Raw genomic sequence first — 26,119 nt, 5'->3', positions numbered from 1 at the left:
CTACGAGCTTGCGGCATGCGGAGCCTGGTCGGCTTTCCCGGACCGGGCGCCCACCCGTTGGGTCGCGCGTCAGCGTTGATCTTCGACGTCGCGAGGAGGACGGCTTGTCTCAGCTCCGCTCGGCAAGCTGTCCAGTTCGGCCAGCCGGCAGGTGATCTGGTTCGCGCTGATGTCGTCGATCTGGGTGACGTCGAGGTCGTGGAGGATCGCCAGCGCCTGGCGCCAATGCTCGCGAGCCTTCTCGTACGAGAGGAGGCCGCGGTACACGTGGGCGAGGCCGTCGTGGGCGCGGGCCTGGTCGCCGGGTTGGCCGAGGGTGGTGGCCAGGTCGAGGGCGGCCAGGTGGCGTGAGAGTGCCAGGTGCAGGTGGCCGGTGGCTCTGACCGTGTCGGCGAGGCCGTGGAGGGCTTCGAGTTCGCCGTTGCGGTCGCCGATGAGCTTCGCGACGCGCAGGGCGTGCTGGAGATGGTCGATCGCCTGGCGGTGGAGGCCCTGGGCCAGGTCGGTGTGGCCGAGGCCGTGCAGGGCGTTGAGTTCGCCGGCGGGTTCGCCGATGGCGCGGGCGAGGTCGATGGCCTGGTGGAAGTGGTCGGTGGCGAACTCGTAGCGGCGCTGGCGGCGGTAGGCGTGGGCGAGGCTGTTCAGGGCGGCGAGTTCGCCGGTGCGGTTGCCGGCCTGGCGGGCGAGTCGCAGGACCTGCCTGAACCGTTCGGCTGCCGGCTCGTACTCGCCTTCCATGTAGTGGATGTTGCCCAGGCCGCGTACGGCGGTGAATTCCCCGGGGCGGTCGCCGATGCGCCGGGCGATCCGCAGGGCCTCGCCGTAGCTGTCGGCGGCGGCTCGGTGCCGGCACTGGCGTCGGCGGATGTGGCCGATGCCGATCAGGGCCTTGGCCTGGATCGCATGGTGACCGATGTCCCTGGCGATGTGGAGGGCCTCGGTGAAGTGGGCGAGGGCGGGCTCGTAGTCGGTCCGGCCGTAGTCGGTGTCGGCTAGGTGGTGCAGGGCGATGGCCTCGTGGGCGCGGTGGCCCAGCGAGCGGGCGGCGTGCAGGGCTTGGGTGTGCAGGGCGTGCGCTTCGGCGTAGCGCGCGTGGGTGTGGAGATAGTCGTACAGGATCGCCGAAAGCCGCATCGTGTGCTCCGGCGAGGCGTTCTCGGCGGCGTCGTGGGCCACGGCCAGGAGGTTGGCGATCTCGTCGGCCAGCCATGCGGCGGCCTGTCGCGGCTCCGGGGGCGACGAGGCGGAAGCGACGGCCGCCGCGGCTTCGGTGTAGTGGTCGTACAGCGATTTCAGCGCGATCCGCCGGCTCTCCTGGGTCTCGACGCGTTGTGCCGTGTCGGCGGCGTGCGCACGGATCAGGTCGTGGAACCGGAACCGGCCCGGGCTCGGCTCGTGCAGCAGGTGGCATCCGGTCAGGTCGTCGAGCAGCCGCTCGACCTCGGGTTCGGACGCCTGGATGAGGGCGGCGGCGGCCTGGGTGCCGAAGTCCGGGCCGGGGTGCAGGCCGAGGAGCCGGTAGAGGCGCTGCTGGTCGGGCCGGAGATGGTCGTAGGACAGGTCGACGGCGCTGGAGAAGCTGCGGCTGCCGGTGTTGAGCTCGGCCAGGCGGCGGCGCCCGTCGTGCAGTCGCGTGGCGAGGTAGCGGGCGGTCCAGCTCGGCCTCGCGCGCAGGCGGGCGGCCGCGATGCGGATCGCGAGCGGCATGCGCCCGCACAGCTCGACGATCTCCTCGACCACCTCGGGCGGGCCGTCCCTGCCGGCTATGCGGGTGAACAGGGCCGAGGCGTCGGAGGTGGGCAGGATGTCCAGCGACAACTGCCGGCCGCCGTCGATGCCGCTCAGCGTTCGCCGGCTGGTGATGAGCACCAGGCAGCCGGGGGCGCCGGGCAACAGCGGCTGGACCTGGTCCTCGTCGAGTGCGTTGTCCAGGACGAGGAGCATGCGCTTGTCCGCGAGCCGGGTGCGGAAGCACGCGGCTCTGGCGTCCAGGTCACGCGGGATCTGCGCGCCTGGCAGGCCGAGCGCGCGCAGCATGCGGTCGAGCGCGTGATCGGGTTCGACCTGCCGGACGCCGCGGGTGAAACCGTGCAGGTCGATGAAGACCTGACCGTCGGGGAACCGGCCGGCCAGCCGATGACCGGCGTGGACGGCCAGCGTGGTCTTGCCGATCCCGGCCATCCCGTCGATCGCGACGATCGGCGCGTTCTCCGGTGAGATCAGCTGCTCCAGCTCGGCCAGCCGGCCGGTGAAGGTCGGCAGGTCGCCGGGCAGTTCCCGAGGGACAGGCGGGACAGACGGCACAGGCTGGACAGACGGCACCGCCGGTACGGGCGGCGTGTTCCGTTCGGCGGAGGTCATCGGGGCGGGGCCGTCACGGAGCAGGTCCTGGTGGAGTCGCCGCAACTGCTCGGGAGGGTCCAGCCCGAGTTCCTCACGCATCCACGCGCGGGCTTTCCGATAGGTCTCCAACGCCTCGGGCGTGCGCCCGGCGCGGTGGAGCTCGCGCATCAGCGCCGAGGTCAGGCGTGGCCGGTGCGGATGTTCGCCGGTGAGGGTCATCAGTTCGGCGAGCAGCCCGCCGAGTGTGCCCAGCCGCAGCCTCGTCTCGATGCGGTCCTCGATCGCGGTCAGCCGCAGTTCTTCCAGGCTCCTGCCTATCGGCGAACGGACCGCCTCGGTCGCGGCGCCGGCCAGCGGCGGCCCTCTCCACAGGCTCAACGCCTGGTCGAGCAGCGTCAGCCGGTGCTCGTCGTCGAGGCATCGGTACGCGCCGGCGAGCAGGGTGCGGAAGCGGTGGACATCGATCCGTGCAGGGTCGCACCGAAGGACATATCCCGCGTCCTCGGTGTCCAGGCTGACGCCGTGGTCGTGGGCGTGGACGGCGGCCAGCACCCGGCGCAGCCTGCAGACGCAGGTGTGGATCATGCCTCGGGCGGTGCGCGGCGGGTCGCGCGGCCAGGCCAGCTCGATGAGCCGATCGGTGGAGATCGGTCTGTTGGCCTCCAGCGCGAGCATCGCCAGCACGAACTGCTGTTTCCGAACCCCGAGGCCGATCGGCCGGCCGTCCATCCTGATCTGCACTTGTCCAAGGAGCAGGATCTCCACGCTGATCCCCTTCGGACACCGGGCTTCCCCGCCATTCAGATCAAACCAAAGCACCCGGTGATTGCAAGAAGGAAAACAGGCCGGGGTGAGAAGGAATCAAGAGGCGGGTGTCACCGTGGCGGACATGGTCGACCTGTCTCGCAGGTGTGCGTCCAGTCAGGCGATCCGAACAGAAAGGACCCCCATGACTGCTCTCGTCGATCGACTCGGTGGCCTCGTCGCACGTGTCCTTCCCGGGGCGTTCCCGCAGGTCACGGCCGGCGCTGTCTACTGCCTCTGGGAGTACCGATGCACCTCGGGCGGCAGCTACAGGAGGCGTTGCTGCATCGACCTCGGCGTCAGGTCGTGCGGTTCGTGGCAGAAGCTCTGCAGCTGCTGCTGAGAGAGGGCGTCGCGTGACCTCGGCGGCGCCGGCGCGAGGACGTCGCCGCCTTGGTCCGGCGCTGAGCCGTACGGAAGGAAAAGGCATGATCGGATATCTGTGGGTGGCCGTGACGGTCACGGCGGTTGCGGCCGCGGTGGCTCTGGGCCTCGTTCTCCTGCTGGGGCGCCGGTTGCGGCAGCTCAGGGAGATGCTGGACACCAGCGGGATGCCGCTCGGGCCTGATCTGCCCGAGCCGGGCAGGGCGGTGCCCGCGTTCGACGCGACCACGACCTCCGGTGGCCGGGTCACGCGGGCCGATCTGGACGGGCCCGACGTCGTCGTGCTGTTCCTGATGGAGTCCTGCCCGGCCTGCGGCAGCGTGGTCGCGGGGCTGCGCGAACGGCCCGTGCGTGAGGGTCCGTCGCCGATCGCCGTGCTCGTGGGCGACGGACCGGAGCGAGACCGGCTGGTCGCGGAACTGGAACCCGTGGCCCGGGTGATCAACCTGCCGGACGGCGAACGGCTGGCCGGCGACTTCGGCGTGCACGGCTTCCCCGCGGTGCTGGTGGCCGGCGGCGGGGTGATCCGCAGCGCGTCGCACCGTCTCTCGTCCGTCCCGAGACAGGTGCCCGCGTGATCCCCGGCCTGGCGAGGCGGGCCGGCGGGGCGATCCGGCTCATCGTCGCCGCCGCGCCGGGCTGCTCGATCCTCCTGCTGGTGCTGACCCTGGTCGAGGGGGTGCTGCCCGCGATCGCCGCCTGGGGCGTCAAGCTGCTCCTCGACGAGGTGGCTCTCGGCACCGGGGCTTCGGCCGAGCGGGTGGTGACGGCGACGACGATGATCGTGCTGTGCGGACTGCTGCTCGGTGTGCGCGGCAGCGTCAACAGCTTGGTCACCTCCCGCCTCCGCCGCGCAGTCGGTCTCCTGGCCCGCGACCGGCTGCTCCGCCGGGTCAACGCCTACCCGGGGATCGCGCCGTTCGAGGATCCGGACCGGCTCAACCGGCTCAAGCTGGCCGAGCAGTCCGGCGAACAGATCCCGGAAGAGCTGCCGGGGGCCATCATGGCGACCCTGCGCGGCGTGGTCATGGCGGCCGGGTTCGTGACCGCGCTGCTGATCGTCTGGCCGCCCGTCGTCGCCCTGCTCCTCGCGGCGGCCGTACCGACGATCTTCCTGCGACTGCTGCAGGGGCGTCGGCGGGCGCAGCTCGACGAACGCGTCACCCCGCTGATGCGCCGGCTCTGGTTCTTCCAGACGCTGCTCACCGACGCGCGGGCGGCGAAGGAGGTGCGGCTGTTCGGTCTCCAGTCGCACCTGCACGGCAGGACGCTGGGCGAGCTGCGCCGTGCCCATGCGGCCGAGGCCCGCCTGGATCGGCGGGAACTCCGTACGGAACTGCTCCTCGAAGTGATGGGCGCGGCGGTCGCCGCCGGTGGGGCCGTGGCCGCCGCCTATCTCGCGATCAGCGGACGCATCTCCATCGGCGACGTCTCCGTCTTCCTGGCGGCCGTCGGCGGCGTCCACACCGCCATCGGCAGCGCGGCCGACGCGTCCGCCGCCGCATACCGGGGCCTCCTGCTCTTCTCCCACTACCAGGACCTCGTCGACGAGCCCGAGCCGGAGCCGGAACGGCCCGAGGCCGGCGTGCTCCCGCTGCGGCGCGGCATCGAACTCCGCGACGTGTGGTTCCGCTACGGGGACGACCAGGCGTGGGTGCTGCGCGGGGTCGACCTGGTCATTCCGTACGGAGCAGCCGTCGCGCTCGTGGGCCGCAACGGAGCGGGCAAGAGCACGCTCGTCAAACTCCTCTGCCGGTTCTACGAGCCCACGATCGGCGCCATCTTCTGGGACGGCGTGGATCTGCGCAGCATGCCGGTCGATGAGCTGCGGGCCCGCATCGGCGCCGTCTTCCAGGATTTCATGACCTATGACCTGACGGCGGCCGAGAACATCGGGCTCGGCCGGTTGGCCCTGCGCGACGACCGCGCGGCGATCCGGGCGGCCGCCGGGTCGGCGGGCATCGACGCGGCGTTGGCCGCTCTGCCGGGCGGTTACGACACGCTGCTGAGCCGGGTGTACGAGCCCGACGACCTGGACGGCGCCTCGGGCCTGCTGTCCGGCGGTCAGTGGCAGCGGCTGGCGCTGGCGCGGGCCTTCCTGCGGGCCGACGCCGACCTGATGATCCTGGACGAGCCCAGCGCCGGGCTCGACGCGGAGGCCGAGCACCAGATCCACCAGCGGCTCGCGCAGCTGCGATCCGGGCGGACGAGTGTGCTGATCTCCCATCGGCTGTGCGCGGCCCGTGACGCCGACACCATCGTCGTGCTGGACCAGGGACAGGTCATCGAACAGGGCGGTCACGGTGACTTGATGGCGGCGGACGGCACCTATGCCCGCTTGTTCCGGCTCCAGGCGGACGCCTATCGCCGGCCGGACGAGGTGGCCGTCACGTGATGGCCGTCATGGTGGTTCTCGTGGGCGGCCTGCTGCTCGTCCTGGCGCTGCGGCGCCTGTTCGTGGTGGTCACCGTGTCCGGTGACAGCATGCTGCCCGCGTACCGCCGTGGTGACCGGGTCCTGGTGCGGCGTCGCGGGCTGCGTCACATCCGGGTCCGCGACGTGGTGGTCGTACGGATGCCGCTGGGCGTACCGGATGTCCCGTGGGTCATCAAACGCGCCGCGGCCGTCCCGGGAGACGATGTACCGGCGGCGCTCCGCGCGTCCCTGGGTGCCGTGGTGCCTGACGGCCGGCTGCTGGTCCTCGGGGACAACGCCGAGCGGAGCACGGACTCCCGGCACGTCGGATACCTGGCCGGCGTCGACGTGCTGGGGCTGGTGGTCGGACGGCTGTCCGCCGCTCCTGCGCCGGCCGCGGGCGATCGGCGCTGAGCGTCGCGGAACTCATCACGCTCTCCGTCAGCTGTCCCGACTGTTGCGACTTCTCGACGGATGTGGATGGTGCATGGATTCGCCCCAGGATCTGCCCCGGGACCTCGACGGCGCGTTCAGATCCGTCGGCCTGCCCTGGCCGGACATCGGGATCGACCGGCTGGAGCGGGTGCGGCAAGCACGCGCACGGCAGGGCTTCGTCCTGGTGCGCCGACGACCTGATCCTGGAGCTCCACACCTCCTCGCCCGACACGATGAGCGCGGGAGAGGATCCCCTCTGGCCCTCACCGACTACACGCTCCTGACGTAGCCGCCTGAAGATCGTTCAGGAGAAGGCGTCGTCCTTCTCCGGTGGGCACTGCTGGATAATGCCCACCGTGACCCCCCGAGGTGGATGGCCCGTATCGAGCGCTCTGTCCGTGCTGGCGATCATGTGGCTCGCCGTCGCGGTGGATCTGTTCGGCTTCTTGTACGCGGACACCGGCTTGCTCCATCTGCATGAGGTGGCCGGCATGCCGATGCTGCTGGTGTCGTCGCTGTGGCTGGGCGCCGCGCCGGTCGGGTTCGTGCTCGCCCTGCTGTGCGGGAGGAAGGCCGCCATCCTGTTCGGCCTGGCTTCGGCGGTCGTCGGGGTCCGGGCGGTTTCGGGGCTGGAGTTGTCCGCCTGGTTGTAGCAGGGCCCGAACCAACGCGGCCGACCATGGTTCCCGATCATGGGGAGTTCCACTACGGGCGGTACCTGGCGGACGAGTGGCGGGAAGAGCTGCTGAAGGTGCGGGCGGGAGGGGTGACCGTCGTCGCCACGTACGTCTTCTGGAACCTGCACGAGGAGCGGCGCGGCGTCTTCGACTGGAGCGGCGACCGCGACCTGCGGCGTTTCGTGGCCACCTGTGCCGAGCTGGGGCTCGATGTGGTGATGCGGATCGGGCCGTGGGGGTACGGGGAGTCGCGCAACGGCGGCTTCCCCGACTGGGTGCTGGAGGCGGACTGCGTGCCGAGGGCCGACGACCCTCGCTACCTCGCGCTGGTCCGGCCGCTGTTCGAGCAGATCGGGGCCGGCCCGGCCGCCGGTGATCGATCCCGCGTCCGGCCGGGCCTCCGCGCTCACCGACGCGGACTTCGACCAGGCCGCCGTCTACCGGGTCACCGTCCCCCCGGGAGGCTTTCACGGGTGACGAGGAGGTGCTGCTCGGTCACCCTCGTCCCGGTGCCCCGTACGGTGATCCTGGAGGAGGGAAGATGACGACACTGGACGAGGCGCTGGACGCGCTGCCTGTCATCGCCATCATCAGGGCCGCCGGCTCACGCCACCTCGACGCCGTGCTGGAGACCCTGGCCGACAGCGGCGTCCGCGCGATGGAGGTCACGTTGACGACCCCCGGCGCGGCCGAGGCCATCCGGCGGGCGGTCGGCGCGCTTCGGGGAGTGGCGGTGGGCGCGGGCACCGTGCTCGACGCGGACTCGGCGCGCCGCGCCGTGGACGCCGGGGCCGGTTACCTGATCACTCCCGCGGTGCTGCCCGAGGTGATCGAGGAAGGGCGGCGGCTCGGCGTCCCCGTCCTGCCGGGGGCGTTCACCCCGACGGAGATCGTGCAGGCGTGGCGGCAGGGGGCCGCCATGGTCAAGCTCTTTCCCGCGAACGCGGCCGGCGGCCCCGGCTACGTCAAGGACGTGCGCGCCCCCTTGCCGCACATCCCGCTGGTGCCGACCGGAGGCGTCCGCGTCGAGGACGTGCCCGGCTATCTGCGGGCCGGAGCGCGGGCCGTGGGCATGGGCTCGCCGCTGGTGGGCGACGCGTGCGCGGGCGGCGACCTGGCGGGGCTGGCCGCCCGCGCCCGGCGGCTGGTCGAGAGCCTGGGGGACGTCGACGGCTGAGCTGGTCGGCCTGGGCGAGGTCATGGCGGTGACGCGGGTGTCCGGCATCGGCACGCCCGTCACCCGGTGCGGCGGCCTCGCTCGTACGATCCTGCCGGAGTTCAGTGCCGGGCCTGCTCGCCGTGCACTTTCTTGGCCAGCTCGACGTCCGCGACGGAGCGTTCGACGAGCGCTCGCAGCTGACCTTCTCCGGCGGGTACTCCAGCCGCACCACCCGCCCCGGGCTCGGCATCGAGATCGACGAGGCCGAGGCGGAGCGGATGGCGCGGCCCGCTGTGCCGGCACGCCGACGGCTCCTTCGCCGAGTGGTGACGGCCGGCACGGGGTCAGGCCGTGGTCAGGCGGCCGTTTCGTGCTGGAGGCCGGCCACGACGGCGCCGTCGCGCAGGACCGCCAGGATCCTGCTCCGGTCCATGAGCACCGCGGGGTCCTCGACGGGGTCGCCGTCGATCACCAGGAGGTCCGCCCGCGCGCCGGGGACCACGGAACCGACGTGCCCCTCCAGACCGATGATCCTGGCGTTGGTCGAGGTCGCGGAGACGATCGCGGCCATCGGGCCGATCAGGTCGGCCTTGAGCACGATCTCCTCGGCCCGGCCGCGCTGGTCGGTGCCCAGCAGGTCGGAGCCGCTGCCGACGGGGACGTCGGCGGACACCGCGCGCCGGACCGACACGTTCACCGAGGCGGCGAGGTCCTCCAGCATCGATCGCCGCGCGGGCGAGGTCTCCACGGCGATCAGCCGCTTGAGCACGAGCAGGGTCGGCACGAGGAAGGCGCCCTGCTCCCGCATCAGCGCGGCGGTCTCCTCGTCCAGCATGCTGCCGTGCTCGAAGTGGCGGATCCCGGCGGCCAGCCCGTGCCGGATGCTCGCCGCGGTGTGGGCGTGCGCGTGCACGTACGTCTTCTTGGTCTGCGCCTCCTCCACCAGCGCCGCCAACTCCGCCACGGTGAACTCGCAGACGTCCAGGTTCCCGCCGCTCGACACGCCGCCGCTCACGCAGACCTTGATCTGCGTGGCGCCGCGGCGGAACACGTCACGCGCCGCCTTGCGGACGGCGTCCGGGCCGTCGGCCACGATGGCGGTCCGGACGAGACCCGGGACGCTCGGGTTCCCGCCCCCGTGCCACTTGTTCCAGGTGTCCCCGTGCCCGCCGGTCTGCGACATGAAGGGGCCGGAGGGCAGGATTCGGGGGCCCTTGATCAGGCCGGTGGTCACGCAGGCGGCCACGCCGCCGTCGATGCCGCCGGCGTCGCGGACGGTGGTGAACCCCTCGTCCAGGGCGGTCGTGACGTTGCCGAAGATGTGCGCGGCGATCTCCGCCGCCGACAGCTGGAGGGCGTCCCCGATCAGGCCCATGTGCCCGTGCGCCTCGATCAGGCCGGGCATCACGGTCGCCGCCGAGTAGTCGAGTACCCGGTCATGGCTGCCGGCCGAGGCCAGGTCGGCGCGCCACGCCTGGGTGGACACGATGCGGCCGTCCTCGACGACGACCGCCGTGTCGGCGTGCGTGCCTCCCAGCCCGTCGATCAGTTGCCCGCAGTGGATGAGGATGCTCATGGGATCAGGCTTTCTTTCAGGACGGCGTCGCCGGCCCGGACGGGCCGGCCGTTGCGGATGACGAGTTCGGGGGTACGCAGCGTCCGGGGGAGAGCGTCCACCGGACCGCGGACGAGCAGCAGGTCGGCCACCTGACCCGGCTCCAGCCGGCCGCGGCGGGCGTCGGGCCCCAGCAGGCCTCCGGCGACGGCGGTCGCGGCCCCCACCGCTTGACTGACGCTCAGCCCGGCGTCGGCCAGGTGACCGATCTCGTCGACCACGGTCTCGTGGCCGTGGCTGTCGGTCCCGGCGCCGATCGTCACCCCCGCGCGCAGCGCGTGCTCCACGGCGGCGTATCCGGCGTCCAGCAGCCGGCGCACCCGGTCCAGCAGGTGCGGCGGCAGGCCGACCTCGTCCGGGCGTTCGGCGAAGGTGTGCATGATGGTCAGCGTCGGGACCATGGCGATGCCGCGCTCGGCCATCAGATCGGCCTGCTCGGGGGTGAGCATGGTCGCGTGCTCGATGGTGTCGACCCCGGCCCGGATGGCGGCGGAGATCCCGTCGACGCCGATGGCGTTGGCCGAGACGGGCCGCCCGGCGGCTCTGGCCTCGGCCACGGCCGCCTCGATCTCGTCGTCGCGCAGTTCGAGCCAGCCCGGCCCGGCGATGCCGCCGCCGGCGACGCCGTTGGTGACGGCGACGGACAGGAAGTCGATGCGGGTGCGGATGGCCCGCCGGGCGCACTTGCGCGCCTCGTACGGTCCGTCGACCTCCGTCGACCCGTAGACGGCGCCGCCGCGCCCGCCGGCCCCGATGGGGCTGCCGGAGACGAAGAGGTCCGGCCCGGCGAGGCTGCCGTCGCGCACCAGCTGACGCAGGTCCAGCATCACCGTGCCGTCGCTGGACGTGTCGCGCAGGCCGGTGACTCCGGCGCGTACGAGTCGTTCGAGCGTGTCGGCGGCTTCCAGGACACCGGCGGTGGGTGAGACCCGATGGTGGAGGCTGTGGGCGTGCAGCAGCAGGTAGTGCAGGTCGATCAGGCCCGGCAGGAGCACCGAGCCGGGGGCGTCCACGGTGACGCGGTCGTCGCCGGCGGGAGGCAGCCCGGCCTCGGGCCCCACATGCCCGATGGTCCCGTCCGGGAGGACGAGCACCACCACGCCGGAGAGCACGCCGTCGGGGCCGAACACCTCCTTCGGCCGGAGGAGCAGCTCGCTCCGTGGAGCGGGAGGGGTCAGACGTGGCATGGCAGGATCAGCTCTCCTGTTCGGGAAGGCGGGTCCGGGAGAGGAACCTCAGGAACGACCAGCCGATGACCACGGCCACCACGATGGCGGCCAGCATGGCCGACGACAGCGCGGCCAGGGCCGGGTCGAGGCGGGTCTCCAGGATGATGAACATGATCACGGGCAGCGTGTTGCCGGATTCGGAGGCCATGAACAGCGACGACTCGAGCTCGTCGAACGAGATCATGAACGTGAACGCGAACGTCACCAGCACCGTCGGCAGGATGAGCGGGAGCACCACCTTGAGGAAGGTCCGCACCGGGCCGACGCCGAGGTCCCGCGAGGCCGACTCCAGCTGCTGGTTCTGGGCCTCCAGCGCCGACACCCCGAGGCCCACCACGATCGGCAGCGTGATGGCGGCGTGCATGAGGATCAGCCAGCCCTGCCCGTCGACGACGCCCATCGAGGCGAACGACCCGGCGAGGGTGAGGTAGGAGATGAGGCCCGCCAGGCCGACGGCGATGCGCGGGAGGCTGACCGGCAGGTTGATCAGGGAGTGCACGAGCTGCCGGCCGGGGAAGGACCGGCGCGTCAGGGCGTAGGCGGCGCACAGGCCCCCCACCGTCGACAGGCTCGCGGCGACGACGGCGATGCGGAGGCTGAGCACGAGCGCGTCGATGAGCGTCTCGTCGGTCAGCGCCTCCTCGTACCAGCGCAGCGACCACGACTGCGGCGGGAACTGCGAGACCTGCGAGGCGTTGAAGCTGTTGATCACGACGAAGACGACCGGGGCGGCCAGGAAGAGCACGGTCATCGCCACGACGATCAGGCCGAGCCAGGGGACACGTCTCATCAGCCCGCTCCTCCGTGGTTCACGGCCATCCGCCGGCCGAGACGGTCGGCGCCCCAGTACAGCGGGGCGACGATGACGCCGGTCACGGCGAGCAGGGCCAGCAGGCGGACGAGCGCCGAGGACCAGTCGGCGGCCAGCAGGTTCTGGTAGATGAGCTCCGCGACCACCTGGACCCGTCCCCTGCCGATGATGGCGGGGATGCCGTACGCCCCCATGGCCATGGCCGTGCCGAGTGCGAGCACCCGGGCCAGCGTGGGCAGGGCCAGGGGCAGGGTGACCGTGCGGAACGCGCGGACCGCGCCGGCGCCCATGTCCCGGGCGGCCGGCTCCAGCCGCAGGTGGTGGATCTCACGCAGCCGCGCGATCACCGGGAAGGACGTCAGCGGCATCATGGCGTGCGCCATCACGATGACGGTGGCGACCATGGCGTAGGTGTATCCGAAGGTGTCGAAGAGCCAGGCGATCCCGTTCAGGGAATCCTGGACCGGCTTCTGGTCCAGGATGAGGAACCACCCGTAGCCGCGTACCGGCAGGCTCACCACGAGCGGCGAGAAGAGGGCGATGCTGGTCACGGTGGTGATCAGCGGCCGGTCGACCGCGACCAGCGCGGCCGCGACGGCGAGCGAGATCAGGCAGCTCACGACGGCCGACGAGAAAGCCATGAGCACCGTACGGAGCATCGCCGTCCAGAAGAACCCGTCGACCGCGCCGTTCTCGATGACCCCGAGGGCGCCCAGCTGACCACCCGGCTCGGGGAAGGCGGAGCGCCAGGCGAACACGGCGATCGTAACCAGCAGGAAGCCGATCAGCAGCAGCGCGGGGGAGAGCAGCAGCCAGGTGACGATCCGGACCCTGCGCCGGGCCGGGGGACGCCGCACGCCTCGGCCCGGCGTCATGGTTCCTCACTGAGGGGAATCACGTGCGCGGGACTCACGCTCACCTCGACCCGCTCACCGGGGGCGAAGGCGGTCTCGCCGCCCGGCCTGATCACGACCAGAGGCTCACCGATCCCGGCGTCGAGCTCGTACCGGACATGAGCCCCGAAGAAGGTCGCGTGCCTGACGACCGCCCCGGTGTCCGGCCCGGCCGGCTTCAGGTCGAGGTGCTCCGGCCGCAACGCGAACGTGTTCACGTCAGGGAAGGAGCCGACGATGTCTCTGAGGGAGCCGAGCTCGCTGCGGGCGATCTCGTCCCGGCTGAGGGTGTTGGCGTCGCCGAGGAACTCGGCCACGTAGACGCTCCTCGGCTTCAGGTACATCTCGTGCGGCGTGCCCTGCTGGACGACCTTGCCGTGTCCCATCACCACGATGCGGTCGGCCATCGACATGGCTTCGTGCTGGTCGTGGGTGACGTAGACGAAGGTCATCCCGAGGCTGGACTGGATGGCCCGCAGCTCCAGCTGCATGGCCTTGCGCATCTGCGCGTCCAGGGCACTCAGCGGCTCGTCGAGCAGCAGCACCTGCGGCTCGACCGCCAGCGCGCGGGCGATCGCCACCCGCTGGCGCTGCCCGCCGCTGAGCTCGGCGACCCGGCGGGCGCCGTACCCCGGCATCCGCACCAGCTCCAGGAGGCGCTGGATCTCCTGCTTGACCTGGTTCCTGGGCACGCCTCTGGCCTTCAGCCCGTAGGCGATGTTCCCGGCCACGCTGAGGTGGGGGAACAGGGCCAGGGACTGGAAGACCATGGCGGTCGGCCGTCGCTCGGGAGCGACCCCGAGCAACGACCGCCCGCCGATGCGGACGTCTCCCGCCGACGGCGCGATGAAGCCGCCCAGGATGCCCAGCAGCGTGGACTTGCCGCATCCGCTGGGGCCGAGGATCGCGATGAACTCTCCGGACTCGAAGGTCAGGTCGACCGACTCCACGGCCGTCGTGCTGCCGTACGTCTTCGAGACGCCGAGGAGTTCCACGACGCCGGACGGGCCGGACCGCGCGTCAGGGTGACGTGAGCTGCTGAGTGTCATGGCGCGCTAGCCCAGACTGCCCTTGACGTCGCGGTTCCACCGCTCCGACTGGGCGGCCAGCGCCTCGCCCTGGACCTTCCAGTCGACCTGGAGCGCCTGGGTCAGCGCCTCCTGGGCGAACGCCGGGTGGTCCTTGAACTTGTCGCCCGCCGGCTGGTCGCTGTAGACCGAGCCGCTGGCGGTCAGCTCGTTGTACTCGGCGACGTTGGCCGGTTCCAGCATCGCGTTGACGAACTTCAGCGCGGCGGCGACCTGGGCCTCGCTGCTGCTCTCGACGATGCCGAGGTAGAGCGGGTTGGCCAGCTGCCCTTCGCGCGGCACCGCGTAGCCGATCTTCGCGCCCTGCGCGGTCCAGTTGACCTGGGTGGAGAGCATGCTGGCGCCGATGACGACGTCTCCCCGGGAGAAGGCGTCGAACTGCGTCTGGTTGGAGTTGTAGACGGTGCCGAACTGGCCGTCGCGTGCCGCCTTGGCGAACGCCTCGAAGCCCTTGTCCAGAGTCACGGGGTCGCCGCCCAGGGCCTGGTTGATCGCCCAGAGGCCGCTCATGGTGATGCCCTGCGGGGCGTCGAAGAGGCCGACCTTGCCCTTGTACTTCGGGTCCAGCAGGTCCATCCACGAGGTGGGCGGCTTCTCGACCAGGTCGTCGCGGTAGATGAGGCCGATGAGCGTGGTGTTGAACGGCACGCCGGTGCCCTGGAACATGTCGTACGCGGGCACGGCGGCGGACAGGCGCGGGACCTCCTGCTGCGTGACGGCCCGGAACATCGAGAGGGCGTTGCCCTGCGCGATGCGCTCACCGGTGAACAGGCCGACGTTCGCGAGGGCCTTCTTGCTGGCCTTGTAGGCGGCCAGGATCTCGGGCCAGCGGGAGCCGCCGATGATCTCCTCGATCTTCAGGTTCTGGTCCGCGGCCGGCATCTCCTGGAGGATGCGCTTGGGGACGGGGTCCTGTCCGGCGCCCTCGAAGTACTGGACGGTCAGGACCGTGGACGACGCGCCGCCGCCTCCGGTCTCCGAGCTTCCGCACGCGGCCAGGGCCGCCAGGCCCGCGAGGCCGCCGGTGAGCCCGAGGAAACCACGCCGGGAGAAGGGTCTGGGGCTGGGGGGATCGATGAGGGTCATGGTCAACGCCTTTCGGGAGGTTGGAACGCTCCAAGGAGGGCTCAGGGGACAGCTCCGCCGGAGAGTCGCCTCTATGGGGAGTCGGTGGAGAAGCGGATGCCGATCTCGAACGAGATACGCATCTGCTGGGCCACCGTTGCGCGGATCGCCTCTTCGTCCTGGGCCTCGATGGCCCTGACGAGCTCGTCGCAGAGGACGAGCAGGGCGTCCTGCTGGGTGTCGCCGCCGGCTCGGTAGCCGATCACCGACATCTGGTCGATCACTCGCAGCAGGGCGTCGCCCAGTCCGCGGTTGCCGCAGTTGAGTGCGATCGCGCAGTGGAGCTCGGTGGCTTCGTGCCGGGCCGTCGCCCGGTCACCGTTCTCCAAGGCCGACGCGATCAGGTCCGCCCCTTCGCGGAGCCGGCGGATGACGTCAGGGTCGGCCTTGCGGGCGATGCGCAGCGCGGCGGTCGTCTGCAGGACCTCCCTGAACTCCAGGAGATCGGTGAGGGTCTCGCCCGGGACCGGGGCTTCCAGCACGGCTGACAGCGCCGCGACGATCCCTTTCCTGTCCCGCATCCACGTACCGCCTCCACGACCCACCCTGATCTCCACGACGCCGGCGTCGGCGAGCACCGCGAGAGCGCGGCGCACGTTGCCGCGGGCGATGCCGAGCGACGCCGCCAGCTCCGGCAGCGCGGCGAACTGGTCACCGGGCTGCATGTCGGCGCGTCGGATCGCGTCGGCGAGTTCGAGGACCGCTCGGCCGGCCGTGTCCAGCGCCGCCACGGCGCTCAGGTGCATCGGGGGGGTCATGCTTGCTCCAGCGTCGCCGGGGAGTGATCAGTACGCGAGGGTGCCGTTGTCGACGATCGTCTTGCCGTCGAGGTGGAAGCTGTGGTTCAGCATCGGCACGTCCAGGTGCGACCTGGCGTGACGCTTGCCGCCGATGCCGGAGTTGAAGACCGGGGTGTCGGTCGTGCTCGACCCGAAGGCGAGCAGGATGCTGCCCCGCAGGGACTCGCCGTCGGCCGGGGTGAAGCGCGGGTGTCCGGTCCAGACGGCGTCGGGGTGCAGGCCCCAGCCGATGTGGGAGACGCCGAAGGACTCGGGGTCCTGCCACGCGTCCATCCACTGCTGGATCGCCATGGCGCTCTCTCCGCCCTCGATCGCGACGATCCTGCCTCCCTCCAGCTTGAGCACGACCTGCTCGCGGATGGCGCGGCCCATCTGCAGCAGCCCGTCACCGGCCTGCAGGACCACCGTGCCGTTGGCGGAGTCCTCAAGAGGAGCGCAGGCGACCATGGCGAAGCCGAAATTGTCCCAGATGCCCGGCGACTCGGCGAATCCGGTCTGGCGGTGTCCCTTGCGGCCGTCCTTCCGCAGGGTCAGGTCGGTCCCGTGCTCGCTGGTCAGCCGGATCTCGTCGGCCTCGGCCAGGATGGCGGCGCCGGCGATGGTCTCGGCGACGAGCTCCTCGCTCGGGTAGAGGCGGAACTGGTTGGCCTCGTTCAGGCAGATGTCGAGCCACCGGGTGCCGCTCCTGAGCACCTCCTCCAGGCCGCCGGAGTGCGCGGTGAGCTGGGCGAAGGGGGTCGGGAACGTTCCACCCCGGTAGTCGAGGACGAAGTCCGCGCCGCTCAGGGTGGCCCGCAGCATGTCGTTCATGTGGTGGGCGTCGCTGATCTCCCGGGGGAAGTAGCGGACCGAGACGACGTGGTCGGACACGCGGCGGCAGGCTTCCTCGTAGGCGAGGACGGACGCGGGGTCGTGCAGGTTGGAGGTCAGGAAGACCACCTTCTCGTCCGGCCTGACATTGCAACGCCGCAGTGTGTCCTCGATCAGTGCTGCGTGGGTCTTGAACTGCACGGATTGCTCCTTCGTACATCCGGACGGCAGGACAGGATGCGTCGCTTGTCCCGAGTCGTCCCGGTTGGCGTAGGAGAACCATAAACGAGATAAACTTTGTCCCTTTATTAATCGTTGTAACGATTGCGTTACTGACTCCCTGGCGGCACGGCGTCCACCAGGGAGTCAGCGGTGGTCAGACCACGTCTCACAGCCAGGTGCGGAGGGCGTCGATGTCGACCAGCGGCAGCCCCCAGCGCAGGGCGGACGCCTCCAGGTCGGCCGCGCCCGCCATGACGCCGTCGCGCCTCATCACCTCGCAGCACACGCCCACCGGCGGCAGACCGGCGGCCAGGCACAGGGCGACCGTCGACTCGGTGTGCCCGGCGCGTTCGCCCAGCAGGCCGGGCCGGGCGGCGATCGGGACGACATGGCCGGGCGCGGTGAAGTCGGCGGGCCGCGCCTCAGAGTGGGCGAGCCGCCGTACGGTCGCGGCGCGTTCGGCCGCGCTGACCCCGGTGCCCGTGCCGGCGGCCAGGTCCACCGGCGTGTGGAAAGCCGTGCCCTGACGGTCGCCACCGCCGGCCAGGGCCGGGATCTCCAGCTGGTCCAGGACCTCCGGCGCGCACGGCACGCACGGGTAGCCGTACACCTCGGTCAGCAGGAAGGTGAAGGCGGCCGGGCGCAGGTTCGCCCCGGCGAAGATGACGTCGCCCTCGACCTCGCGGTCCGGGTCCCAGACCATGACCGCGCCCCCGGCGGCGAGCTGCTGCACCGCCTTCTCGACGCCGGTCCGGCCCGAGAGGTGCCCGGCCCAGCCCAGCGCCGCGACCGCGCGGGCGACGTGCGCGCCGGCGGACGCGGGCCCGGCCGCGGCCAGCCGGCTCACCACGTCCGACTCAAGGTTGACGCGGTCGCCCTCGGCCAGCTCGGCCAGGGTCGTCCCGGCCAGTGTGGCCGGGATCAGCGCCACCGAGAACCGGTCCTTGACGATCTCGGCCACCGTCAGGCTCACGCCCTCGACCGCGACCGACCCCTTGGCCGCGATCCTGTCCAGGAACCGGTCCGGCGGGCGGATCCACAGCCGCCGCCCCCGGCCGAGCTCGTCGTCGACGCGGACGACCTTCCCGACGCCGTCGACGTGACCCTGCACCAGATGGCCGTCGAGAGGGTCGCCGACCACCAGGGGCGTCTCCAGGTTCACCCGCCGTCCGGGCGCCGGGAACTGGTCGAACGTCGTCCGCCGCCTGGTCTCGGCGCTGATCGACACGCTGATCAGGTCGTCTTGCACGCGTTCCGCGGTCACGCAGACCCCGGCCACGTCGAGCGAGCCGCCGGGGGCCAGCCGCCCCGCGCACTTGGCCGCCCGGATCCCCAGGCCCGTCGCGCCGACGTGCTCGATCACGCCGATCTCGTGGATTCTTCCGGTGAACATGCCCATTCCCTCCGTGCCGGCGTCGGCCGCGTCCGTCGCGGCCGGTGGCGTCAGGGACCGTCATGGGTCCGAGAGGGGGCGGGGTGTCACCGCGTGGCTCCGGGGTCGCACCGGATCGTTCGTCCCTGAGGAGGAACCGGAGGGCTGTCACCCCCGCACCTGGAATCGCACCGCCTCCGACGATAACCGGGGAGCCCGCCGAAGGGAACAGCGTCCGACGGCGGGCGGGCTCGGGCCGGGGGAAGCGGGTCTCGTAGGCTGCCTGGGTGCAGAAGCGGGCAATGATCATTGTCGCCCTGGTGTTCGCGGGCTTCGCGAGCGTCTACGCGGTGGCCGGGTCGCCGCTGGCGGTGCTCACGTTCGGCCTGCAGGTCGCCTTCGTCAGGAACCGCTCGTGGTGGCTGCTCGCGCTCCAGGCCGTGGTGACGTGCGGGTCGGTTCTGATCTTCGACACGTCGGTCGGGGTGCTCGGGTTCGTCGGCGGGTCGCTGCTCTTGACCAGGTTGTGGCCGCTCGCCCCGGCGGTGGCGGCCGGCGCGGCCCTGATCGGCCCCGCCGACCCGGTGATCAGCATGGTGCTGATCTCCCTGCTCGTCCGCGGCCTCACCATCATGGTCGACCGCATCGACGAGGTGTACGCCGTCCGTCTTTCGCTGGCCATGAGCGCGGTCGCGGAGGAGCGGCTGCGCATCGCCGCCGAGCTCAACCGCGGGCTGGGGGAGGCGCTGGCCACGATCGCCGCCGGCGCCGCGGCCGGCACCCCGGACGTGGAGACGGCCCGCCGCGCGCTGGCCGACGCGCGGGTCGCGGCGGCCGGCTACCGCGCCATGTCGCTGACCCCGGAGGTCACCACGGCCACATCCATGCTGACCGCCGCCGGCGTCACCCCCGAGGTGCGCATGGGGCACGCCGAGCCGCTTGGTCCCGCCGGCGCGCTGCTGGCGGCGGTGCTAAGGGAGGCGGTGACCGACGTGGTGCGGCGGCGATCGGCCACGACCTGCCTGATCGAGACCGTCGCGGACACCGTCTCGGTACGGTTGCGGGTCACCGACGACGGCGCGCGCACCGCGGGGGCCGAGTGGCTCGGCGAGCTGCCGGCCCAGGTGGAGTCAGCCGGAGGCACGCTCACGGTCGGCCTCACGCCCGACGCCAAGCTGGTCGTGGAGGCCACGCTGCCCGCCACCCGGGCGCCCGCCCCGCCCGTCACCGGGGAGGCCGCCCCACCCGTCGCCGACGCGCCGCTGGCGACGGCGCTGCTGGTGGCCGTCATGGTGGGCTTCTCGGCCAAGGCGCTGTTGCTCGCGGGTTCGTTCTCGCCCGCGCCGCTGCTGCTGGCCATCATCGTCATGCAGCTCCGCTCCGTCGAAGGACGCCACCCGGTGGCCCTGTCGATCATGGCGGTGCTGACGTTCGCGCCGATCCCGCTGTTCGGGCAGGCCTGGCTGGGGGTGGCCGGATTCCTGGCCGGGCCGGTGCTGCTGGCCTTCCGGTGGGCGGTGGCGCTGCCCCTGACCGCCGCGATCGTCGCGATCGTCACGACCGCCGGCGTTCTGCTCGGTCTGCCGGTCCCGCTGACCGTGAACTACGCCATCAGCACCGTCGTGACGGGCCTGGTCATGTACGGGCTGCTCACGCTGGCCCGGCTGACCAGGGAGCTGCGGGAGTCGAGGGACGGCCTGGCCCGCGCGGCCGTGGTCGAGGAACGGCTGCGCGCCGCGCGCGACCTGCACGACCTGCTGGGGCATACGCTGGCCGCGATCCTGCTGAAGTGCGAGCTCGCCCGCCGCCTCGACCCCGACTGCGCCGCTGCGGAACTCGCCGACGTGGTCACGATGACCGAGCGGGCGGCGGCGGACCTCGGGACGGTCTCGGGCGGGGGCGGGCGGCTCTCGCTCACCGCCGAGGCGGAGTCCGCACGCTCCGTGCTGGCCGCCGCGGGCATCGCTGTCACGCTCGACCTCGGCCATCCCGGTCTCGACCCGGAGGTGGAGCACACGCTCGGCGCCGTGCTGCGCGAGGCCGTCACCAACGTCCTGCGGCACAGCGTCGCCGGCCGCTGCTCGATCGTCACCGACTGCCGCAACGGCGTCGTACGGCTGAGCGTGCGCAACGACGGGGCACACGCGCCGGGAGGGCGCCGCGGCTCGGCCGGGATCGGCAACCTCACCACCCGCCTCGCCGAACTGGACGGGCGGCTGGCCGTCTCCGCCGAGGACGGCTGGTTCGAGCTGGTCGCGACGGTCCCGGGCGCGGCCCTCGCGCCCGCTCGCTAGATCCAGCCCGCCTCGGCGGCGATGCGGACCGCGTCGGTGCGGTTGCGGGCGTTGAGCTTGGCGACGATCGCGGTGAGGTAGTTGCGCACCGTCCCCGCGGTCAGGAAGAGCTCGGCGGCGATCTCCGGGGCCTCGGCGCCCCCGGCGGCGAGCCGCAACACGTCGGCCTCGCGCGGGGTGAGCGGGTTGTCGGCCAGGTTCCACGCGGTGACGGCCAGCGACGGATCCAGGACGCGCTCTCCCCGCGTCACCTTCCTGATCGCGTCGGTCAGCTCCTCGGGCGGCGCGGTCTTCAGCACGAACCCGTCGACCTGCGAGGCGAGCGCCCGGCGCAGGTGGCCCGGCTTGCCGTGCGCGGTGAGCATGAGCGTGCGGCATCCCGGCACCCGGGTGCGCAGTTCGCCGGCCGCGTCGAGGCCGTCCAGCCCTCCCGGCATGTCGATGTCCAGGACGGCCACGTCGGGCCGGTGCTCGACGGCGGCGGCGACGGCCGCCTCGCCGGACTCGACGGCCGCGACGACGTCGATGTCGGCCTCCAGTCTCAGCAGAGTCACGAGGGCTTCCCGGATGACGTGCTGGTCCTCGGCCAGGAGTATGCGGATCACGAAGGTATGTCTACCAGGATGTCCGATTCATGATGAGGTCATGCCCGGCTGGTGATCGCCTCTCTGGTCCCGGAAACCGCAGATCAGCAGGCTTGCACGCATGACAGAAGTGGTGCGGCTGAACGCCGTGAGCAAGGTATTCGGCAAGGGGCAGGGCGCGGTCGCCGCCCTGCGCGAGGTGTCGGTGGGCATCCCGGCGGGGACCTTCACCGCGGTCATGGGCCCGTCCGGCTCGGGCAAGAGCACGTTCCTGCACTGCGCCGCCGGTCTCGACCTGCCGACCTCGGGATCGGTACGGCTCGGCGGCACAGAACTGGCCGGCATGGGCGAGACCGCGCTGACCGAACTGCGCAGGCGACGGGTCGGCTTCGTCTTCCAGGCGTTCAACCTGGTCCCCTCCCTCACCGTGACCGAGAACATCACCCTGCCGCTCCGCCTCGCCGGCGTCGCGGCGGACCGGGCTTGGCTGTCGGAGATCGTGCGCCGGGTGGGGCTGGACGGGCGCACCGGACACCGGCCCGCCCAGCTCTCCGGCGGCCAGCAGCAGCGCGTGGCGATCGCCAGGGCGCTGGTCACCAGGCCCGAGGTGGTGTTCGGCGACGAGCCGACGGGCGCGCTCGACACCATGACCGCGCGTGACGTGCTGGTCCTGCTGCGCGAGGTCGTCACCGGGCTCGGCCAGACCGTGGTGATGGTCACCCATGACCCGGTGGCCGCCTCGTACGCCGACACCGTGCTGTTCCTGGCGGACGGCCGGATCGTGGACTCGATGAGCGCGCCGTCCGCCGAGAAGGTCGCCGAGCGGATGACCAGGCTGGGGGCGTGGACGTGATGATCTCACTCGCGTGGCGGACGATCGGGCACCGCAGGGCGGGGTTCGCGGGCGCGTTCGTGGCGCTGCTGTGCGCGGCGGCGCTGGTGACCGCCTGCGGCATGCTGCTGGAGACCGGCCTGCGGGGCACGGTGCGGCCGGAGCGCTACGCGGGCACGCCGCTCGTGCTCGCCGGCGACCCGTTCGTCAGGCACACCAAGGCGAACGGCAAGATCAAGGCCAAGCCGCTCGCCGAGCGCCGGTGGATCCCCGAGAAGATCGCCGGCGAGGTCGGGCGGGCGCCCGGCGTCACGAAGGTCGTCACGGAGGTGACGTTCCCGTTCGCCGGCCGCACCGCGCACGGCTGGGAGTCGGCCGCGCTCACTCCGTTCACGCTGGCGAGCGGCCGGCCGCCGCGGGCCGCCGACGAGGTGGTGGTGGACGCCAGGAACCGTACGGCGAAGATCCCCGGCTACCGGGTCGTCGGCGTCACCGCGCAGGCGTTGCCCAGCCAGGACACGATCTTCTTCAGCACCGCGGAGGCCCGCCGGCTGGCCGGGCGCGACGGCCTGGTCACCGCGATCGGCGTCTTCCCCGGGGTGGACGTCGAGGTCGAGGGCGCGCTCGCCTACACCGGCGACGGGCGCGGCACGGTGGAGTTCCCCGGCGCGGAGAACGCCAGAGTCAAGCTGATCAGTCTCGGGGGCGCACTCGGCGGCACCTCGCTGCTCGTCGCGATCCTGGTGGTGGTCGGCACGTTCGCGCTGTCGATCCAGCAGCGTCGGCGCGAGCTGGCCATGCTGCGCGCCGTCGCCGCCACGCCCAGACAGGTCAGGAAGCTCATCGGCGGTGAGGCGCTGCTGGTCAGCGTGGTCGCCGGAGTGCTCGGCGCCGGTGGCGGGATCCTGCTGGGGCTCTGGTTGCGTGCCCGTTTCGTCGAGCTCGGGGCCGTACCGGAGAACCTGGACCTCGTCGTGAGCCCGTTCCCGCCGCTGGCCGCGCTGCTCGCCACCCTGGGCGCCGCGTGGGCCGCCGCCCGCCTGTCCGTCCGCCGCACCGCCAGGATCCGGCCGGTGGAGGCGCTCAGCGAAGCTGCGCTGCCCGGCGCCCGGCTGCCGTGGGCGCGGGCGGCCGCCGGCGTGCTCGCTCTCGCGGGCGGCGTGGTGCTGACGATCGTGCTGTCCGGACTGGCCACCGAGGCGGCCTCCAGCCCGGTCACCATGCTGACCGCGCTGCTGTGGACGGTCGCGGTGATCCTGCTCGGCCCGTTGATCGCCCGGGTGATCACCGCGCTTCCGCTGCGCGCGCCTGGTGCCGGTGGTTACTTGGCGCACCGGAACCTGAGGGCCGGAGCCGGACGGCTCGCCTCGGTGATGGCGCCGCTCACCCTCATGACCGCGATGACGTGCACGATCCTGTTCTCCCAGACCACCCTGGGGCAGGCGGCCCAGCGGGAGGTGGACGCCGGCGTCACCGCCGACCACGTGCTCGGCCCCGGCGCGTCCGCGTCCGCCGTCCGCGAGGTGCCCGGCGTGCGCGCGGCCACCGAGGTGCTGCGCACCTCCGTCCGGATCGACCTGGAGAAGTACGGCGCGCAGGCGGTCACGTCCGAGGGTCTGGACCGGACCATGGACCTGGGCGTGACGGCGGGCTCGCTGACCGGCCTCGGCGGCGCGTCGGCGGCGGTCAGCCGCACCGCCGCCGAGCGGCTCGGCGTCGGCGTCGGCGACCGGATCGAGTTGACGCTCGGCGACGGCACGCCCGCCGAGGTGCGGGTCGTGGCCATCTACGCCCGCGGTCTCGGCTTCGCCGACCTGACCCTGCCGCACGCGCTGGTCGCCGCGCACGTGGACGACCCCCGGGGCGCCGTCCTGGTCTCCGGCGGCGACCGCGCCGCGCTGGAACGCGCGCTGCCCGGCGTGACCGTACGCGATCGGGCGGAGGCGTTGGAGGCGGGCGCCTCCAACGCGGAGGTCACCTACGTGGCCATGGGTCTGATCATCGCCTTCTGCGCCATCGCCGTGGTCAACACGCTGGCCATGTCCACCTCGGCCAGAACCCGCGAACTGGCTCTGCTCCGCCTGGTGGGCACCACCCGGCGGCAGGTCCTGCGGATGTTGCGCGTCGAGACGGCCGTCGCCGCCGCGGTGGCCGTGACGATCGGGACCGGGATCGCGCTGCTGACGCTGACCGCGTTCAGCGTCGGGATGACCGGTTCGGCGACGCCCTACCTGCCGCCGCTCGGCTATCTCGGCGTGATCGCGGCGACCGTCGCCCTGGCGTTGCTCGCCACCGCGGTCCCGGCCAGGTTCGCCCTGCGGGCCCACCCGGCACAGGCTCTCGCCGCCCGCGAGTGACCTGCCGCGGACCGGCGGCTCAGGTTCGTGGGCCGAATCCGATGGCGGGCAGGATGGCCTGGTCGACGATGGCCTCCAGCTCCTCGTCCGTGGGCGGCCGGCCCTTGTCGATGAGGTGCTTGGTCACGAGGGCCTCGCCGAGGTCGGCCACCACCGGGGTGATCAGTTCGGCGCGGAAGTGGCCCCGCTCGGCGTAGTGCCGCAGCACGGTGCGGGTGAACGAGCCGCCCCGGTCGGCGAAGACGCGCTGGTGCAGGGCGTCCGACATCAGCGCCGCGCTCTTCGGGTCGGTGAGGATGGCGGCCACCGCCCGGCCCGCCCGGCTGAACGCCCAGTCGGACATGAGGCGCAGGGCGCGCACGAGGTCGCCGCGCAGGTCGTCGGCCCCGGCGGTCGGCTCCTCCACCGGATGCTGGTGGTAGAGCGCGTCGAGGAGCACTTCGACCGGGCTCGACCAGCGGCGGTAGAGGGTCGTGCGCGGTGTCGCGGCCCGCCGGCCGATGCCGTCCATGGTGAGGCGGGCCACGCCGACCTCCAGCACCTCCTCCAGCACGGCGTCGTGGATGGCGTCGAGCAGTTCCTGGCCACGCCGGCGCGTGCGCCCGCTCATCGGTGCCCCCTTGTATAGCTACATCGGTGTATCTTATCTTCAGGATTAGCTACAGCCGTGTAGCTAACATCGAAGGGACGCCCATGCCCACCGCCCCACCGGCACCCGTTCAGGGAGCCACTCCCGTCACTCACCGGGCCCTCGCGCCCGACCTCGCCCGGGGGCTGATGCTGCTCCTGATCGCCCTGGCGCACGCGCACATGTATCTCGGCGGCCACCCGGTCGGCTTCCGCGGCTACGCCCTCGACGGCGGCGCCCTGGACCGCCTGGTCGCCGGGATCCAGATCCTGCTGGTGGACGGGCGGGCGCTGCCCATGTTCGCCGCGTTGTTCGGCTACGGCCTGGTCCAGCTCGCGAACCGGCAGCTCGCCGCCGGGCGGACCTGGCCCCAGGTGAGTAAGGTGCTGCGCCGCCGGAGCCTGTGGCTGCTGGCGTTCGGGTTCTGCCACGCGCTGCTCCTGTTCTTCGGGGACATCCTAGGAGCGTATGGGCTGGTCGGGCTCATCTTCGTGGGCCTGGTCCAGCGCGCGGACCGCACCGTGTTGCGCGCCGCCGTCGCCGGGCTCGTCGCCCACGTGGCGGTCATGGCGGCCTTCGGCCTGCTCACGGTCTCCGGTCCCAAGGGCGACACCCCGGCGGCCATGGCCGACCCGATCGAGGCCACGGTGACGCGGCTGATCGGCTGGATGGGCATGACCCCGACCTACTTCGCGGCCAGTGTTGTCCCGGCCTTCCTGTTCGGCATCTGGGCCGCCAGGCGCCGCCTGCTGGAGGACCCGGTGACGCACCGGGGCCTGCTCTCCCGGGTCGCGGTCGTCGGCACCGGGCTGTCGATCGTCGGCGGGGTGCCGTTGACGCTGATCGACACCCAGGTGTGGGCGCCCGGCGACCTGACGGCGGTGTCGGCGTACGCGCTGCACAGCTTGACCGGCATCGCGGGCGGGCTCGCGTACGCGGCCGTCGTCGGCCTGGTCGCGGCCCGTGCGCGAGCCGACCGGCCCGGCACGGTCGTCAGGGCGCTGGCGGCCTGCGGCCAATGGTCGCTGACCTGTTATCTCCTGCAGTCGGTGATCTTCGTGGCGGTGTTCACGCCGTACTTCGGCGGTCTCAGCACCCGCGTCGGCGACGCCGCCGCCTCCGGCATCGCCGCGCTGACCTGGCTCGCCACGGTGGTGCTCGCCGCCCTCCTGGCCCCGGGCGGCCGCCGGGGGCCGGCGGAGGTCCTGCTCCGGCGTCTCACCTACGGCCGCCGCTGATCCG

The 26,119-nt window shown here is 72.2% G+C and carries 22 protein-coding genes; 10 read left to right on the top strand and 12 right to left on the bottom strand.

All coding sequences use genetic code 11. From position 1 onward, the window contains the following. Positions 1 to 69: 69 nt before the first annotated feature. The gene (locus ACGFI7_RS22655) at positions 70 to 3,108 is read right to left on the bottom strand and encodes a tetratricopeptide repeat protein (RefSeq protein WP_393407567.1); all 3,039 of its coding nucleotides are present in this window, start codon (positions 3,106 to 3,108) and stop codon (positions 70 to 72) included. Between the two features lie 467 nt (positions 3,109 to 3,575). On the opposite strand from ACGFI7_RS22655, the gene ACGFI7_RS22650 reads away from it, so the two are divergent. The 6 genes from ACGFI7_RS22650 to ACGFI7_RS22625 all read left to right on the top strand — a co-directional run bounded on the left by ACGFI7_RS22650 (position 3,576) and on the right by ACGFI7_RS22625 (position 8,235). Then, positions 3,576 to 4,109 (top strand): TlpA family protein disulfide reductase, encoded by a 534-nt coding sequence (locus ACGFI7_RS22650; protein ID WP_393407565.1) that lies wholly within the window; start codon positions 3,576 to 3,578, stop codon positions 4,107 to 4,109. After that, on the top strand, positions 4,106 to 5,926 hold the full coding sequence (locus ACGFI7_RS22645; RefSeq protein WP_393407563.1) for an ABC transporter ATP-binding protein: 1,821 nt from the start codon (positions 4,106 to 4,108) through the stop codon (positions 5,924 to 5,926). The genes ACGFI7_RS22650 and ACGFI7_RS22645 overlap by 4 nt, the downstream gene beginning before the upstream one ends. 8 nt (positions 5,927 to 5,934) lie before the next feature. After that, the gene (locus ACGFI7_RS22640) at positions 5,935 to 6,360 is read left to right on the top strand and encodes a S26 family signal peptidase (RefSeq protein WP_393407560.1); all 426 of its coding nucleotides are present in this window, start codon (positions 5,935 to 5,937) and stop codon (positions 6,358 to 6,360) included. A gap of 377 nt (positions 6,361 to 6,737) precedes the next feature. Next, complete coding sequence (locus ACGFI7_RS22635; RefSeq protein WP_393407557.1) at positions 6,738 to 7,034, top strand: hypothetical protein; 297 nt, start codon at positions 6,738 to 6,740, stop codon at positions 7,032 to 7,034. Between the two features lie 26 nt (positions 7,035 to 7,060). Next, on the top strand, positions 7,061 to 7,603 hold the full coding sequence (locus ACGFI7_RS22630) for a beta-galactosidase (protein ID WP_393407555.1): 543 nt from the start codon (positions 7,061 to 7,063) through the stop codon (positions 7,601 to 7,603). Beyond that, positions 7,600 to 8,235 carry a bifunctional 4-hydroxy-2-oxoglutarate aldolase/2-dehydro-3-deoxy-phosphogluconate aldolase gene (locus ACGFI7_RS22625; RefSeq protein ID WP_393407552.1) on the top strand — a complete coding sequence of 212 codons (636 nt, stop codon included), beginning with the start codon at positions 7,600 to 7,602 and terminating at the stop codon, positions 8,233 to 8,235. The genes ACGFI7_RS22630 and ACGFI7_RS22625 overlap by 4 nt, the downstream gene beginning before the upstream one ends. Positions 8,236 to 8,572: 337 nt before the next feature. On the opposite strand, the gene ACGFI7_RS22620 is transcribed toward ACGFI7_RS22625, so the two are convergent. The 9 genes from ACGFI7_RS22620 to ACGFI7_RS22580 all read right to left on the bottom strand — a co-directional run bounded on the left by ACGFI7_RS22620 (position 8,573) and on the right by ACGFI7_RS22580 (position 18,203). Next, complete coding sequence (locus ACGFI7_RS22620; protein ID WP_393407550.1) at positions 8,573 to 9,793, bottom strand: amidohydrolase family protein; 1,221 nt, start codon at positions 9,791 to 9,793, stop codon at positions 8,573 to 8,575. Further along, positions 9,790 to 11,019 (bottom strand): amidohydrolase family protein, encoded by a 1,230-nt coding sequence (locus ACGFI7_RS22615; protein WP_393407548.1) that lies wholly within the window; start codon positions 11,017 to 11,019, stop codon positions 9,790 to 9,792. The genes ACGFI7_RS22620 and ACGFI7_RS22615 overlap by 4 nt, the downstream gene beginning before the upstream one ends. Before the next feature lie 7 nt (positions 11,020 to 11,026). Then, a complete protein-coding gene (locus tag ACGFI7_RS22610; protein WP_393407545.1) occupies positions 11,027 to 11,851 on the bottom strand; it encodes an ABC transporter permease in 825 nt (274 codons plus the stop codon). Next, the gene (locus ACGFI7_RS22605) at positions 11,851 to 12,747 is read right to left on the bottom strand and encodes an ABC transporter permease subunit (protein WP_393407543.1); all 897 of its coding nucleotides are present in this window, start codon (positions 12,745 to 12,747) and stop codon (positions 11,851 to 11,853) included. Before ACGFI7_RS22605 ends, ACGFI7_RS22610 begins: the two co-directional genes overlap by 1 nt. Next, positions 12,744 to 13,814 (bottom strand): ABC transporter ATP-binding protein, encoded by a 1,071-nt coding sequence (locus ACGFI7_RS22600; RefSeq protein WP_393407540.1) that lies wholly within the window; start codon positions 13,812 to 13,814, stop codon positions 12,744 to 12,746. The genes ACGFI7_RS22605 and ACGFI7_RS22600 overlap by 4 nt, the downstream gene beginning before the upstream one ends. Positions 13,815 to 13,820: 6 nt before the next feature. Next, entirely contained in the window at positions 13,821 to 14,939 is a 1,119-nt protein-coding gene (locus tag ACGFI7_RS22595) for a PotD/PotF family extracellular solute-binding protein (protein ID WP_393407537.1), read from the bottom strand. A 71-nt stretch (positions 14,940 to 15,010) separates the two neighbouring features. Next, positions 15,011 to 15,736: a FadR/GntR family transcriptional regulator gene (locus ACGFI7_RS22590; RefSeq protein ID WP_393407534.1), complete on the bottom strand. Its 726-nt coding sequence runs from the start codon at positions 15,734 to 15,736 to the stop codon at positions 15,011 to 15,013. Between the two features lie 27 nt (positions 15,737 to 15,763). Beyond that, positions 15,764 to 16,789 carry a hypothetical protein gene (locus ACGFI7_RS22585; protein WP_393407531.1) on the bottom strand — a complete coding sequence of 342 codons (1,026 nt, stop codon included), beginning with the start codon at positions 16,787 to 16,789 and terminating at the stop codon, positions 15,764 to 15,766. Positions 16,790 to 16,976: 187 nt separating this feature from the next. After that, positions 16,977 to 18,203, bottom strand: a complete 1,227-nt coding sequence (locus tag ACGFI7_RS22580; protein ID WP_393407528.1) for a riboflavin synthase — start codon at positions 18,201 to 18,203, stop codon at positions 16,977 to 16,979. A gap of 281 nt (positions 18,204 to 18,484) precedes the next feature. On the opposite strand from ACGFI7_RS22580, the gene ACGFI7_RS22575 reads away from it, so the two are divergent. Continuing rightward, the gene (locus ACGFI7_RS22575) at positions 18,485 to 20,476 is read left to right on the top strand and encodes a histidine kinase (protein WP_393407524.1); all 1,992 of its coding nucleotides are present in this window, start codon (positions 18,485 to 18,487) and stop codon (positions 20,474 to 20,476) included. Here the strand turns inward: ACGFI7_RS22575 and ACGFI7_RS22570 are convergent. Next, positions 20,473 to 21,081, bottom strand: coding sequence for a DNA-binding response regulator (locus ACGFI7_RS22570; RefSeq protein ID WP_393407522.1), 609 nt, complete (start codon positions 21,079 to 21,081; stop codon positions 20,473 to 20,475). The two genes, ACGFI7_RS22575 and ACGFI7_RS22570, sit on opposite strands and share 4 nt — an antisense overlap. Positions 21,082 to 21,181: 100 nt before the next feature. Between ACGFI7_RS22570 and ACGFI7_RS22565 the strand changes: the two genes are divergently transcribed. Together ACGFI7_RS22565 and ACGFI7_RS22560 are read left to right on the top strand one after the other, a co-directional pair. Next, positions 21,182 to 21,913 carry an ABC transporter ATP-binding protein gene (locus ACGFI7_RS22565; protein ID WP_393407520.1) on the top strand — a complete coding sequence of 244 codons (732 nt, stop codon included), beginning with the start codon at positions 21,182 to 21,184 and terminating at the stop codon, positions 21,911 to 21,913. After that, positions 21,913 to 24,249 carry an FtsX-like permease family protein gene (locus tag ACGFI7_RS22560; RefSeq protein WP_393408587.1) on the top strand — a complete coding sequence of 779 codons (2,337 nt, stop codon included), beginning with the start codon at positions 21,913 to 21,915 and terminating at the stop codon, positions 24,247 to 24,249. Before ACGFI7_RS22565 ends, ACGFI7_RS22560 begins: the two co-directional genes overlap by 1 nt. A 19-nt stretch (positions 24,250 to 24,268) precedes the next feature. Here the strand turns inward: ACGFI7_RS22560 and ACGFI7_RS22555 are convergent, their stop codons facing one another. Then, a complete protein-coding gene (locus tag ACGFI7_RS22555; protein WP_393407518.1) occupies positions 24,269 to 24,859 on the bottom strand; it encodes a TetR/AcrR family transcriptional regulator in 591 nt (196 codons plus the stop codon). 83 nt (positions 24,860 to 24,942) lie between these two features. On the opposite strand from ACGFI7_RS22555, the gene ACGFI7_RS22550 reads away from it, so the two are divergent. Beyond that, positions 24,943 to 26,115, top strand: a complete 1,173-nt coding sequence (locus tag ACGFI7_RS22550; protein WP_393407516.1) for a DUF418 domain-containing protein — start codon at positions 24,943 to 24,945, stop codon at positions 26,113 to 26,115. Positions 26,116 to 26,119: the final 4 nt, after the last annotated feature.

Source organism: Nonomuraea sp. NPDC048826 (assembly GCF_043198225.1).
Taxonomy (GTDB): Bacteria; Actinomycetota; Actinomycetes; order Streptosporangiales; family Streptosporangiaceae; genus Nonomuraea.
This window is presented reverse-complemented; position numbering and strand designations above follow the sequence as displayed.

Bases quoted from the DNA above. Each gene is read 5' to 3' on its own strand.
- ACGFI7_RS22555 (WP_393407518.1), bottom strand. From the start codon at position 24,859: ATGAGCGGGCGCACGCGCCGGCGTGGCCAGGAACTGCTCGACGCCATC.
- ACGFI7_RS22590 (WP_393407534.1), bottom strand. From the start codon at position 15,736: ATGACCCCCCCGATGCACCTGAGCGCCGTGGCGGCGCTGGACACGGCC.
- ACGFI7_RS22615 (WP_393407548.1), bottom strand. From the start codon at position 11,019: ATGCCACGTCTGACCCCTCCCGCTCCACGGAGCGAGCTGCTCCTCCGG.
- ACGFI7_RS22650 (WP_393407565.1), top strand. From the start codon at position 3,576: ATGATCGGATATCTGTGGGTGGCCGTGACGGTCACGGCGGTTGCGGCC.
- ACGFI7_RS22560 (WP_393408587.1), top strand. From the start codon at position 21,913: ATGATCTCACTCGCGTGGCGGACGATCGGGCACCGCAGGGCGGGGTTC.
- ACGFI7_RS22605 (WP_393407543.1), bottom strand. From the start codon at position 12,747: ATGACGCCGGGCCGAGGCGTGCGGCGTCCCCCGGCCCGGCGCAGGGTC.
- ACGFI7_RS22620 (WP_393407550.1), bottom strand. From the start codon at position 9,793: ATGAGCATCCTCATCCACTGCGGGCAACTGATCGACGGGCTGGGAGGC.
- ACGFI7_RS22640 (WP_393407560.1), top strand. From the start codon at position 5,935: ATGGTGGTTCTCGTGGGCGGCCTGCTGCTCGTCCTGGCGCTGCGGCGC.
- ACGFI7_RS22595 (WP_393407537.1), bottom strand. From the start codon at position 14,939: ATGACCCTCATCGATCCCCCCAGCCCCAGACCCTTCTCCCGGCGTGGT.
- ACGFI7_RS22565 (WP_393407520.1), top strand. From the start codon at position 21,182: ATGACAGAAGTGGTGCGGCTGAACGCCGTGAGCAAGGTATTCGGCAAG.
- ACGFI7_RS22625 (WP_393407552.1), top strand. From the start codon at position 7,600: ATGACGACACTGGACGAGGCGCTGGACGCGCTGCCTGTCATCGCCATC.
- ACGFI7_RS22630 (WP_393407555.1), top strand. From the start codon at position 7,061: ATGGTTCCCGATCATGGGGAGTTCCACTACGGGCGGTACCTGGCGGAC.
- ACGFI7_RS22580 (WP_393407528.1), bottom strand. From the start codon at position 18,203: ATGTTCACCGGAAGAATCCACGAGATCGGCGTGATCGAGCACGTCGGC.
- ACGFI7_RS22610 (WP_393407545.1), bottom strand. From the start codon at position 11,851: ATGAGACGTGTCCCCTGGCTCGGCCTGATCGTCGTGGCGATGACCGTG.
- ACGFI7_RS22550 (WP_393407516.1), top strand. From the start codon at position 24,943: ATGCCCACCGCCCCACCGGCACCCGTTCAGGGAGCCACTCCCGTCACT.
- ACGFI7_RS22575 (WP_393407524.1), top strand. From the start codon at position 18,485: ATGATCATTGTCGCCCTGGTGTTCGCGGGCTTCGCGAGCGTCTACGCG.
- ACGFI7_RS22600 (WP_393407540.1), bottom strand. From the start codon at position 13,814: ATGACACTCAGCAGCTCACGTCACCCTGACGCGCGGTCCGGCCCGTCC.